The sequence below is a fragment of the Xanthobacter sp. BG11Y11_SDJG genome, assembly GCF_057364445.1.
Genome location: NZ_JBNFNU010000101.1, coordinates 1 through 12,125, shown reverse-complemented (window position 1 = coordinate 12,125; position 12,125 = coordinate 1). Strand labels below are relative to the sequence as shown.

Annotated in this window: 6 protein-coding genes and 2 pseudogenes; 7 read left to right on the top strand and 1 reads right to left on the bottom strand. The window is 70.1% G+C overall.

What is annotated here, in order from left to right; translation table 11 throughout:
* Positions 1-114: 114 nt before the first annotated feature.
* A complete protein-coding gene (locus AC2W7M_RS10770; RefSeq protein WP_486132331.1) occupies positions 115-1,044 on the bottom strand; it encodes a Bug family tripartite tricarboxylate transporter substrate binding protein in 930 nt (309 codons plus the stop codon).
* Positions 1,045-1,180: 136 nt separating this feature from the next.
* On the opposite strand from AC2W7M_RS10770, the pseudogene AC2W7M_RS10765 reads away from it, so the two are divergent.
* The 7 genes and pseudogenes from AC2W7M_RS10765 to AC2W7M_RS10735 all read left to right on the top strand — a co-directional run bounded on the left by AC2W7M_RS10765 (position 1,181) and on the right by AC2W7M_RS10735 (position 11,460).
* A pseudogene (locus AC2W7M_RS10765) lies at positions 1,181-2,319 on the top strand (PrpF domain-containing protein).
* Between the two features lie 30 nt (positions 2,320-2,349).
* On the top strand, positions 2,350-5,646 hold the full coding sequence (locus tag AC2W7M_RS10760; RefSeq protein ID WP_486132329.1) for a molybdopterin-dependent oxidoreductase: 3,297 nt from the start codon (positions 2,350-2,352) through the stop codon (positions 5,644-5,646).
* 65 nt (positions 5,647-5,711) lie between these two features.
* Complete coding sequence (locus AC2W7M_RS10755; RefSeq protein WP_486132327.1) at positions 5,712-6,839, top strand: NADH:flavin oxidoreductase/NADH oxidase; 1,128 nt, start codon at positions 5,712-5,714, stop codon at positions 6,837-6,839.
* A gap of 450 nt (positions 6,840-7,289) precedes the next feature.
* Entirely contained in the window at positions 7,290-7,976 is a 687-nt protein-coding gene (locus tag AC2W7M_RS10750) for an alginate O-acetyltransferase AlgF (RefSeq protein ID WP_486132326.1), read from the top strand.
* 10 nt (positions 7,977-7,986) lie between these two features.
* Positions 7,987-9,375: an MBOAT family O-acyltransferase gene (locus tag AC2W7M_RS10745; RefSeq protein WP_486132324.1), complete on the top strand. Its 1,389-nt coding sequence runs from the start codon at positions 7,987-7,989 to the stop codon at positions 9,373-9,375.
* Positions 9,376-9,386: 11 nt separating this feature from the next.
* Positions 9,387-10,462, top strand: a pseudogene (locus tag AC2W7M_RS10740) (alginate O-acetyltransferase AlgX-related protein).
* Positions 10,459-11,460: an alginate O-acetyltransferase AlgX-related protein gene (locus AC2W7M_RS10735; protein WP_486132322.1), complete on the top strand. Its 1,002-nt coding sequence runs from the start codon at positions 10,459-10,461 to the stop codon at positions 11,458-11,460. Before AC2W7M_RS10740 ends, AC2W7M_RS10735 begins: the two are co-directional and overlap by 4 nt.
* Positions 11,461-12,125 lie beyond the last annotated feature (665 nt).

Sequence of the window (12,125 nt, the reverse complement as noted above, 5' to 3'; positions counted from 1 at the left end):
CGCCGGGCCGCGTGGCTCGCGCCATGGGCCCGCTCGGCTGCGATGCGGCCGACGTGCTGGCCGACTGGGGCGTCGGCGCCCCGTCATCCGCCGCGGCGACGGGGAACTGAACCTCTACTCGGCCTTGATACCTGCCGCCTTGATCACCTTCCGCCACCGGTCGTAATCGGCGCGGATGAAGTCGGCAAAGACTGCGGGTGTGCTGGTGCGCACCTCGTAGCCGAGCTTCGCAAAGCTCTCCTTCACTTCCTTGTCGTCGAGAGCGGTGACGACCGCCTTGTTGAGCGTGTCGATCACGCCTGCCGGGGTGCCGGCGGGCGTGAGCAGGCCGAACCACGCGAGCGCCTCCACGGCGAACCCCTGCTCGATGAACGTGGGAATCTCGGGCATGCCCGGCTCGCGCTGCGGGCTGGCGACCGCGAGCGCATTGAGCCGCCCGTTGCGGACGAACTCCATCACCACGGCCGGCGAGCCGGCGAACAGCTGCACGCGGCCGGCGAGCAGGTCGGTGAGGGCGGCGCTGTTGCCCTTGTAGGGCGCGTGGACGATCTCGACCCCCGCCACCGAGGAAAACAATTCGCCGGTGAGATGGCCGAGCGTGCCGACACCGGCGGTGCCGAAATAGGTCTTGCGCGGGTTGGCCTTGGCGTAGGCCTGCAGCTCCTTCAGGTTGCTCGCCGGCAAAGAGGGATGCGCGGCGAGGATGTTGGTGGCGGTCGCCACCAGCGAGATCGGCGCGAAGTCCTTCAGCGGCTTGTAGGCGAGGTCTTCGTAGAGGAACGGGCTGATGACGAAGTTGGAGCTGTATCCCAGCAGCAGCGAATAGCCGTCTGCTGGCGCCTTGGCGATAAGGTCAGTGCCGATGTTGCCGCCTGCCCCGCCCCGGTTCTCCACCACGAACGGCTGTCCCAGCACCGCCTGCAGGCGCTGCGCCACGGTGCGCCCGATGAGGTCCGTGCCGCCGCCCGCGGCGAAGGCCACCACCACCCGAACCGGGCGATCGGGATAGGCCGCGGCGAAGCCGGGGTCCGGAAGGACGCACACGGCGGCCGCACCCAAAAGGAATTCTCTCCTGCGCATCGTTCCCTCTCGACTGTTCCATATTGCAGAACTATGTTCTGTGAAAACGGACGATAACCGATCGCGACCAGAGCGGGAAGCGCGCGGGGAGGAAGAAACGATGTTTCGCGAGCTTCGCTGCGCGCTGATGCGGGGCGGCACGAGCAAGGGCGTGTTCCTGGACGCGGCCGACCTTCCCGACGACGACGACGAACGGCAGCGCGTCATTCTCGCGGTGTTCGGCTCGCCCGACCGTCGCCAGGTGAACGGGCTTGGCGGCGGCGATCCGCTCACCAGCAAGCTGGCGCTGATCGCGCCCGGCGGACCGGCGAGCGCCGACGTCACATACACATTTGGACAGGTGGAGCTGGAGCGCGCAGCGGTCGACTATGCGAGCCCGTGCGGCAACATCGTCTCGGCGGTGGGGCTCCATGCTGTGCAGCGCGGCCTAGTCACCCCGAGGCATGCCTTGACGTCGGTGCGCATCTTCAACACCAATCTGCGCCGGGTGATCACCGTTGAGGTGCCGGTGGTCGATGGACGGGCCGCGGAAGCGGGCGACTACGCTATTCCCGGCGTTCCGGGGTCCGGTGCCAGGATCCTGGTGGATTTCTCCGACACCGCTGGCGCCGCCAGCGGCGCCCTTCTCCCCACCGGGCGCGTGCGGGAGGAGATGGCGGTCCGAGGGCTGGGAACGATCGAGGTCTCGCTCGTCGACCTCGCCAATCCGCATGTCATCGTGCGGGCCGCCGATTTCGGCCTTTCGGGCGCCGAGAGCCTTGAGGCGATCCACGGCCGGCCCGGGCTCGTGGAGCAATTGGAGCAGGTACGCGGCGAGGCGGCCTTCCGCTTCGGGCTGGTGGATGATCCGGCCAAGGCGCGCACCGACAGCCGTGTCACGCCCATGGTGGTGATCGCCGGCCCGCCCGCCCCCTACCGCGCGCGCCGGACGGGCGCGAAATCGCGGCGCAGGATATGGACCTCGCCGCCCGGCTGATCTTCCTGGAGCGGGTTCATCCCAGCTATGCCGCGACCTCCATCGCTTGCACCGGGGTCGCAGCGCAGCTCCCCGGCAGCATCGCCGCCGAGGTGGTGCGCACTGTGGCGCCGGGCGCGCCGATCCGCATCGGCCATCCCGCCGGCGTGGTGGAGGCGGAAGCGGAGGTTGCCCTTTGCAATGGCGCGCCGCGCGTCACCCGCGCCGCATTCGGGCGCACGGCCCGCCGCATCATGGAAGGCGTCGCTTATGTGGATGTGTAGGGACCGGCTCGCGGCCGGCGGGACGGCGCCATGGAGGTGAAGCCGGGCTTCTGTGCGCTGTGCCGCTCGCGTTGCGGCACGCTCAACGTAGTGGAGAACGGGCGCCTCATTGAGGTGCGGCCGGACCGCACCCATCCCACTGGGCAGGCGATCTGCCCGAAGGGGCGGGCGGCTCCGGAGATCGCTCACCACGCGCGCCGACTCACCGTGCCGCTGCGCCGCACCGCGCCGAAGGGCGCGGCCGATCCGGGCTGGCGCGCCATCGGCTGGGACGAAGCCATGGCCGAGATCGCCGGGCGCCTCGATGCGATGCGGGCGGAGAGCGGGCCGGAGAGCGTCGCCTTCGCCATCACCTCCCAAAGCTCCAGCCCGATCTCCGACAGCACCGACTGGCTCCAACGCTTCGTGCGTTTGTTCGGCAGCCCGAACAACTGCTTCGCCGTGGAGATGTGCAACTGGCACAAGGATTACGGCCACGCCTTCACCTTCGGCGTCGGCCTGCCCACGCCCGACTATCGCAACAGCGACCTGATCGTCCTCTGGGGGCACGATCCCGCCAATTCCTGGCTCGCGCAGGCCTCGGCCATCGGCGATGCGCAGGCGCGCGGGGCGAAACTGGTGGTGATAGATCCCCACCGTTCGGGCAGCGCCTCGGGCGCCGACATCTGGTGCCCGGTCCGGCCGGGAACGGACGGTGCGCTGGCTCTTGGCATCGCGCGGCTGCTGATGGCGCGCGGCGCCTTCGACCGGGAATTCGTCGCCCGCTGGACCAACGCCCCGTTCCTGGTGCGAGACGACACCGGCCATTTCCTGCGCGGCGCCGACCTCGGATGGGCCGATGCGGACGCCTACGTCGTGGTCGATGCCGAATCCGGCGCCGTCGTGCCGGCCGATCTAGTCGAGTCGCCCGACCTCGAAGCCGCACGCGCGGTGGAGACGCCCGGCGGAACCCGCGCCTGTCGCACCGCCTTCACCCACTACCGCGCCGCATTGGACCCCTTCATGCCGGATCGAGTCGCCGCGGAGACCGGCGTTTCGCCCGCTCACCTGGAGGCGATCGCGGACGCCTTCGCCGAAGCGACGGCGGTGAGCTATTACGGCTGGACCGGCATCGGCCAGCACACCAACGCCACCCAGACCGACCGTGCCGTCGCCACGCTCCATGCGCTGACCGGCTGCTTCGACGCCCCCGGCGGCAACGTACTGTTCGCCAAGCACCCGGTGCACGGCATCAATCCGCCGTCGCTGCTCGCGCCGGAACAGCGCGCCAAGGCGCTCGGCCTCACTGCGCATCCGCTCGGTCCGCAGCGCAACGGCTGGATCACGTCTCGCGACCTGCACCGGGCGATCCTAGAGGGCGAGCCCTACCGCGTGCGGGCGCTGGTCGGCTTCGGCTCCAACATCCTGGTCTCGCACCCCGATCCCGCGCGCTCGCGGGCGGCGCTCGCGGCGCTGGAATTCCAAGTTCATAGCGACCTGTTCCTGAACCCGACGGCGGACTTCGCCGACATCGTCTTGCCGGTGGCGAGCGCCTGGGAGCGCGAGAGCCTGCGCGTCGGGTTCGAGATCACTCAAGAGGCGGAAGAACTGGTGCAGCTGCGCCCGCGCATGGTCGAGCCCCTGGGAAGCGCGCGCTCGGACCTCGACATCGTGTTCGACCTCGCCACCCGCCTCGGCCTGGGAGAAGCTTTCTTCGGAGGCAATGTCGAGGCGGGATGGAACCACGTGCTGGAGCCCATCGGGCTTACCATCGACGACCTGCGCAAGAGCCCGGAAGGCATCCGCCACCCGCTGGCATGGCGCCCACGCAAGTACCGAGAGACGGGCTTCGCCACGCAGACGAAGCGGGTGGAAATCTATTCCGAGCTGCTGCTGCGGCACGGCTATGACCCGGTGCCCGGCTTCACCCCTCCGGCCGAGCGCACCACGGCGCCCTTCCCGCTGGTGCTCACCACCGGCAACCGAGGCAATTTCTGCCACTCCCAACACCGCGACATCGTCGCCCTGCGTCGGCGGGTGCCGGAGCCGGAAGCAAGCCTCAACCCAGAGACGGCCGCCGACCGCGGCATTTCCGGCGGCGACCGGGTGCGCCTGACGAGCCGCGTCGGCAGCGCGCGCCTCAAGGCGCGGATCGACGCCTCGGTGCAGCCGGGAACCGTGGTGGCGGACTATGGCTGGTGGCAGGCCTGCCCGGACCTCGGTTTGCCGGGAAGCGTGGCAGGCGACCCGGAGGGCTCCAACTACAATAACCTGATCGCCAATTCCGACGGAGACCCGGTGAGCGGCGCGCCGGGCCTACGCTCCTTCGCCTGCGAGGTGGCGCGAGAGAGCGTCGGCGCCTGGATCGGCCGGCGCGCCTTCCGCGTCGCCGCGCGGTGGGCAGAGTGCGACGGCGTCGTCACCCTGCGCCTCGCGCCCTGCGACGGCGGGAGCCTGCCCGGTTTCAGGCCGGGCCAGCACCTCACGCTCCATTGCGGCGGGCTGGCGCGCTCCTATTCGCTGTCCTCGGCGGCCGATCCGGCGCCCGCCGCCTACGAGGTGACGGTGCGGAGGCTCGAAGGCGGCGCGTTCTCGCCGCTGGTGTCAGGCCTCGCGCCGGGCGACGAGGTCGAGTGCCAAGCGCCCGGCGGCCTGTTCGCGCTGCCCCTGCAGAACGAGTTTCCGGTGGTGCTGGTGGCCGCCGGCGTCGGCATCACGCCCTTCGTTTCCTATCTGCGGACGCTCACGGGCGCCCCCGGCGAGCCGTGCGTAGTTCTCCATTACGGCAGTCGGGACGGCGCTTCCGAGGCATTCGGGGCGGAGCTGAAGGCGCTGGCGGCGCGGCTGCCCAACCTCGCCGTGCGCCGGCATCTCTCCAGCCCGACGCCGGGAGACAAGCCCGATGCCGTAGGCCGGATCACGGACGCGGCCGTCGACGACGCGCTGATCACCGCCCGCGCCCGATTCTACCTGTGCGGGCCAGACGCCATGATGCAACAGGTGACGAGTGGGCTGCTGGCGCGCGGCGTGCCGCGCTTCGAGATCTTTCAGGAGCGCTTCTGGAGCGGGGAAGCCATCGGTGCCATTCCCGGCGGGACCCACCGCATCGTCTTCGCCCGCTCGGGCCGGTCCATGGACTGGACGCCGGAGATGGGCACCATCCTCGCCTGCGCCGAAGCCGGCGGGCTCGATCTGCCGAACGGCTGCCGCGTCGGCCAGTGCGAGAGCTGCGCGGTCGGCGTCGTCTCGGGCCGGATCGCCCATCTGTCCGAGGTCGCCGGCCTGGACGAGAGCCTGTGCTTCACCTGCCGCGCGGTGCCCACGTCCGATCTCACGCTCGACGCCTGAAGCGCTGAACGCCGCGCGCGGGAGGGGCCTCTGCGCACGGACCACAACAGCCCCAAGGGACGCCCATGACTGAGCCGGTTCTCTTCTCGCCCTTCCGAATGCGCGGCCTGGAACTGCCGAACCGCATCGTAGTGTCGCCCATGGGGCAATATTCGGCGACGCCCGAAGGGTTCGCCACCGATTGGCACCTGGTTCATCTCGGCCATCTTGCCGTGTCCGGCGCCGGCCTCGTCATCACCGAGGCCACGGCGGTGGAGCCGGCAGGGCGCGTTTCCAGCGCCTGCCTCGGCATCTGGTCGGACGACCACATCGCCCCGCTGCGGGCGGCCCTGGCCTTCTGCCGGCGCCATGGTGGCGCCTCGATGGGCATGCAGCTCGCCCACGCCGGACGCAAGGGCTCGGTCTCAGTGCCGTGGGAGAAGCAGATCGCCCTCGACGAGAGCAATGGCGGGTGGCAGCTCAAGAGCGCCTCGCCCATCGCCTATCCGGGCCGGCCGGTGCCCAATGCCTTGAGCGTCGACGAACTGGCCGAGATCCGCGACGCCTTCGCAGCAGCGGCTCGCCGAGCGGCAGCGCTCGACTTCGACCTGCTCGAGATCCACAACGCCCACGGCTACCTGCTGCATTCCTTCCTGACGCCGCTCGCCAATGCCCGAACCGATGCCTATGGCGGCGCACTCGAAGGACGCATGCGCTTCCCGCTCGAAGTCTTCGACGCGGTACGCGCGGCGTGGCCGGCGGACCGGCCGCTCGGGGTGCGAATCACATCCACCGACTGGACCGATGGCGGTTGGACAATCGAGGAATCGGTAGTGTTCGCGCAGCAGCTGAAGGCGCGCGGCTGCGACTATGTCTGCGCATCGAGCGGCGGGAGCACGCCGGAACAGAAAATCCCTATCGGGCCGGGTTACCAGGTGCCGCTCGCCGAGCGCATCCGCGCCGAGGCCGGCATTGCGACCATCGCGGTGGGCCTCATCATTGAGCCCGCCCAAGCGGAGGGGATCGTAAGCGGGAGCAAGGCGGACCTCGTCGCCCTCGGCCGCGGCATGCTCTACAATCCTCGCTGGGCTTGGCATGCGGCGGCGGCGCTCGGCGCCAATGTCTATTTTCCCCACCCGTACGAACGCTGCCATCCCTCCCTTCGGGGCAGCGACTTCCTCAAGCCGTTCCGCGACGCCAAGCCGGCCTCCTGAAGAGGACAACGCCCGCGCCGCAGCGTGGCCGCGCCCCGGCTCGGACGGCGCCGGGGCGAACGACCTGCAATCATGTTTAACGCGACGTGAAACTCCGCGCGGGGGGTGCAACACGCCGCCGGAACCGCATTCGCGGGCCGGCCGAGGCCGCGCCGCCGATGGCGGGGACCGGCTCCGGCGGGCGCGTGGGGCACCTGGAATACGGCGCAATCCGCGCATCTGGCGGCGCTGTGATGGCCGCGGCTGTTGCAATGCCCGCATTTGCGCCCTAGAGCACGGAATGCAGGCGCGAGCGGCGCCTCGACCTTGTTCAGCGTTCTCCCATCCCATGGTGCACCGATCAGGCCGGCAGCGGAGCGGCAGTTCCGGGGCCGCGCGCCGCGAAGGAAGGGAGCCAGGCCGCCATGCGCGACGGGCCGCTCCCCGGCGCGCCGCCCTGAAGGTTCACCGATGCGCTCGACCGGACGTTTCGCCCTCCTCCTCGCCGCCGTTGTTCTGGCCGCGCCCACGCTGGCGACCGGCGTGCGCGCGGCGGGCGAGGTGGCCCGCCTCTACGCCCCGAAGCCCCCGCCGGGATCGGCCTTCGTGCGCGTGGTGGACCTCTCCGGAACGCCCGCCAGCTTCAGCTTCGGCACCGGCCCCGCGGCCAAGGCGGCCGACGGCGAGGTGGCGACCCTGTTCCGCATCGTGAAGGGCGGTGTTCCGCTCGCGCTGACGCGGGATGGCAAGCCGGTGACCGGGGACCTGGTCCCCGCGGCGGACGGCTTTTCCACGGTGGTGATCCCGCCCGACGGCGCGCCGGCGCTCATCATCTCCGACTCCACCGAGGGCCGGAACGATCTGAAGGCGCAGCTGCGCTTCTACAATTTCGCGCCCGGCTGCGCCGGCGCCGTGGCGGTGGTGGACGGCCCGACCGTGTTCGAGGACGTGGCCACCTTCGGCACCCGCCAGCGCGTCATCAATCCCATCGAGGCGAGCCTTGCCGGGCGCTGCGGCGGCGCCACGACGGCGGCGCTCAAGCTGCCGCCGCTGAAGGCCGGGGACAATTTCAGCCTGTTCCTGGTGCAAGAGCCTTCGGGTCTCGTCCTCAAGGGGCAGCGGGACGAAACGGAACCCTATCGCGGCACCGCGAACTGACGGCGCCGGCATGGTCTTCGCTTCGGACAGCTTCCTGTTCCTGTTCCTGCCCGCCTTCCTCATCGCCTATGCGCTGAGCCCGGCCGGCCTGCGCAATGTGTGCATCCTCGCCTTCTCCTGGCTGTTCTATGCCTGGTGGCGGGTGGACTTCCTGCCCCTCATCGTCTCGATTGCCGTGTGGTCCTGGCTCACCGGCCTGTGGATCGCGCGCGCCGAGGAGCCGGAGCGCCACCGCGCCCTGCTGGTGGGCATCGCCTGGCCGCTCGCCTCGCTGGTCTGGTTCAAGTACGCCAACATGCTGGTGCACTCCGCCGACGTGCTGGGTCCCGCCACCACCGCCTGGTGGGCCGACGTGCTGCTGCCCATCGGCCTCAGCTTCTTCGTGTTCGGCGCCATCTCCTATTCCATGGACGTCTACCGGCGCACGGTGCCGGCGGAGCCCTCGTTCATCAACTACGCCACCTATCAGTCCATGTTCGGCCACCTCGTGGCCGGGCCGGTGGTGCGCTACAAGTGGGTGGCGGAGCGGCTCAAGGAGCGCACCTTCCACCGCGCCGAATTCATGTTCGGCGTCGAGCGCTTCATGATGGGCTTCGCCATGAAGGTGCTCATCGCCGACACGCTCGCGCCGGTGGTGGATGCCGGCTACCACCTGCCCGACCCTTCCACCGTGGACGTGATCGTCTCCATCGTCGGCTATTCGCTGCAGCTCTATTTCGACTTCGCCGGCTACAGCGCCATGGCCATCGGCCTCGGCCTGATGGTGGGTCTGAAGTTCCCCGAAAACTTCGACAATCCCTATCTGTGCACGTCCATCGGCGACTTCTGGCGGCGCTGGCACATCTCGCTGTCGTCCTGGCTGCGCGACTATCTGTTCATCCCGCTCGGCGGCAGCCGGGCCAAGCTGCCGCGGGTGTGCGCCAACCTGCTCATCACCATGGGGCTCGGCGGCCTGTGGCACGGCGCGAGCTGGACCTACATGGTGTGGGGCCTGTGGCACGGCGCGGCCTTGGTGTTCGAGAAGCTGTGGGACGTGTCGGGGTGGCCCAAGGTGCCGCCTTTGGTCGGCCACATCCTGGCGATCGTCTTCATCAATCTCGGCTGGATCCTGTTCCGCTCCCAGAGCTGGGCCGAGGCCGGCCTGATGACCAGCGGCCTGCTGGGCAATCACGGCATCGGCCTCTCGCCCGGCATGGGCGCGGTGCTGCGGCCGGTGGAGATCATGACCTTCGTCGTCGGCATCGCCCTCATCTATTTGCCGAAGGTGCTGCGCATCGACCCGTCCGCCCCCGAGCCCGGCCACACGCTGCGCGCCGTGAGCGCGCTGCCGCTGTTCCTGTTCGCGGTGTGGGTGCTGCAGGGGCGCACGGTCGTCCCCTTCCTCTATTTCCAGTTCTAGAGGGGGAGCGCATGGCAGACCTGTTCCGCACCATCGCCACCCTCGGCTTCTTCGCCCTGATCTTTCCGGGCTTCGGCTTCGTGGTGGCGCACCTTGCCGGCCCCGCTTTCGAGCCTGTGCGGGCCGCCGCCCACGGCAAGAACCTCATCGACGGCCGCGTCACCGCCGTGCTGGATAAGCAGGTGGTGGGCGCCCTGCCGGGCACGCCGACCCTCGACGGGCTGATGGCGGGCCTCACCTATCTGGTGCTCGACGATGCCGGGCCGCAGGTGCGCGCCGGCTGCCCGGGCTGGCTCTTCATCACCGAGGAGATCGCCTTCCAGAAGGGCGGCGACGCCAATCTCGCGGCACGGCTCAAGATCGCCGCCAAGGTCCGCGACGCGATGAAGGCGCGCGGCGTCGAGATGCTGGTGATGCCGGTTCCCGACAAGATCTCGGTCTCGCGCGACGGCCGCTGCGGCCTGCCGGTGTCGCGCCAGGCGCAGGCCGCCTCGCCGCCTGGCGCGCGGGAACCGCCGACCTCGGCCTCCAGCAGGTGGACGTGATCACCGGCTTCCCCGCCGACGGCTATCTGCGCACCGACACCCACTGGAACGTGGAGGGCGCGCGCTACGCCGCCGGCAAGCTCGCCGCCGCCATCACCGCGCGCCTCGGCCCCGGCGCGGAGAAGGTGGAGCTGACGCAGGGGCCGCCCCAGCCGCGCATCGGCGACCTGATGACCCTGTCGGGCCTCAACCGCTCCTACACCTGGTCCGGCCCGGCGCCGGACATGCAAGGCGAGGTCTCGAGCCGCATCATCCGCTCGGGCGGGCTGCTGGACGACGTGCCGCCGCCGAGCGTGGTGCTCATCGGCACCTCCTTCTCGCTGCGCTCGGGCTTCCCGGACTTCCTCGCCGCCGCGCTCTCGCGCGAGGTGGGCCAGAAGAGCCGCGAGGGCGGCGCATTCGCCGGCGCCATGCTGGAGATCCTGCTCGACAATCCCCATGTCCTGGACGGCACGCGCCTGGTGGTGTGGGAGCTGCCGGTCCGCACCCTGACCTACCCCCTGACCGAGGCCGAGCGCCGCTTCCTGGGAGACGAGAAATGACGCTGCCCCCCCTGCGCCCCAGCGCCCTCACCCGGCGCGCCTTCGGCGCCGCCGCCGCGAGCCTCATCGTCGCCGCGTCCTTCGCCGCGCCGGCCCAGGCGCAGAACACCGTCATCATCGGCAAGGGCGGATGGCTGTTCCCCGGCTGGGAGAGCCTGACCACGCTCGACAAGCCGGGCATCGACAAGGTGGTCGGCCTGATCGCCGACACCAAGGCCGCGCTCGCCGGGCGCAACATCGCCCTCATCGTGCCCGTGGTGCCGCTCAAGGCGCGCTCCTATGCCGCCAACCTGCCGGACGGCACGCGCCTTTCGCCCCAGATCGAGGGCCAGTACGACTATATCCTCGGCCAGCTGCGGCAGGCCGGGATCGAGACGCTGGACCTGCGTCCGGCGCTGAAGTCGGTGGAGACCGGCAAGCAGACCGCCTTCTACCGCGCCGACTATCACTGGACCGCCTGGGCGGCCGAGGCGGCCGCGGACGCCGTGGGCCAGCTCATCAAGCAGAAGTTCCCGCGCCTCGGCGGCCAGCCGGGCACCGGCGACAAGCTCGGCCAGTGGGTCACCCAGCGCAATCTCGGCGACCTCGCCCAGCGCTTCCTCACGCCCGAGCAGCAGCGCCAGGTGGGCCCGGACCTGTTCACCGTGCGCGCCTCCGGCCAGAGCGGCGGCGGCCTGCTCGGCTCCGGCCCGGCGCCGGTGCACGTGGTGGGCAACAGCTTCGTCCAGCCCTATCTCGGCTTCCCGCAGAAGCTCTCCAGCGTCATCGACCGGCCGGTCTCCCTCACCTGGCAGCCGGGCAATGTGGGGCCCTACGCGACTCTGCTCCAGTTCCTGGCGACGCCCGACTTCCAGCGCGCCCCGCCGCAGATCGTCGTCTGGCAGTTCAACGAGGGGCCGTTCCATTCCGGCCCCGAATCGCCGGACCAGTGGGACACCGCCTCACTGATGAGCCCGCAGACCTTCCGCGAGCGCATGCAGCAGGGCGTGCGGCGGTAGAGCCCGCGCGACCCTTGCCCTGAGGCGGGTCGGACCGCGTTCTCAGTCTTGAAGTGATCGATCGGCCGGGGGGCTCCGGGCGCAAAGGCCCGGAGCCCCGGCCCTTTTGGTTATGGGCACACGGTGCGCCGGGCCATGCCGGGCCGCCCGCCGGACGCCAACCCGATAATAAACAAACCTGAATACTTGGTGGCGCCGACGCCACACTGCGAACCCAAGCACCACACGCGTTTGCACCGAGAGCGACGGCGACCCGGCCCCGCCCGCACCGCTGCGGGGCGCACCGAGCCGCCCCCTCACTCGCCGCAACCAGCTGACAAGAAACAACTTCTCATTCTGCGGCCGCGCCGTAGCCGGACGCACGCCACCGCCCGCTACCTCAAGCACCGGCGCACCACAATAGTAAACGAAGTATGAATACTTATACCGTCCAAGTAGTCGCCATGTTAAGGTTAACTGCTATTTAAGCATTTCCGGCGACGGTGACGCCATGACCACCGCGCTCGATCTCCGAACCGTGTCCTCCGCCCGTCCCCGGCCGCGGACGAAGCTCCTGAGGCGGATCGCCTTGGGCCTGATGGTGGCCGCCTCCGCGGGGCGCGATGTCCCCTTTGCTTTTCTCGGGGCGGAGCGCCGGCGCAGCCCTCCCGAGCCGCCGCGCCTCG

What these genes read in the sequence shown, in the direction of transcription:
- AC2W7M_RS10745 (WP_486132324.1), top strand. Translation starts at nt 7,987, where the DNA reads ATGGTCTTCGCTTCGGACAGCTTCCTGTTCCTGTTCCTGCCCGCCTTC.
- AC2W7M_RS10735 (WP_486132322.1), top strand. Translation starts at nt 10,459, where the DNA reads ATGACGCTGCCCCCCCTGCGCCCCAGCGCCCTCACCCGGCGCGCCTTC.
- AC2W7M_RS10755 (WP_486132327.1), top strand. Translation starts at nt 5,712, where the DNA reads ATGACTGAGCCGGTTCTCTTCTCGCCCTTCCGAATGCGCGGCCTGGAA.
- AC2W7M_RS10750 (WP_486132326.1), top strand. Translation starts at nt 7,290, where the DNA reads ATGCGCTCGACCGGACGTTTCGCCCTCCTCCTCGCCGCCGTTGTTCTG.
- AC2W7M_RS10760 (WP_486132329.1), top strand. Translation starts at nt 2,350, where the DNA reads ATGGAGGTGAAGCCGGGCTTCTGTGCGCTGTGCCGCTCGCGTTGCGGC.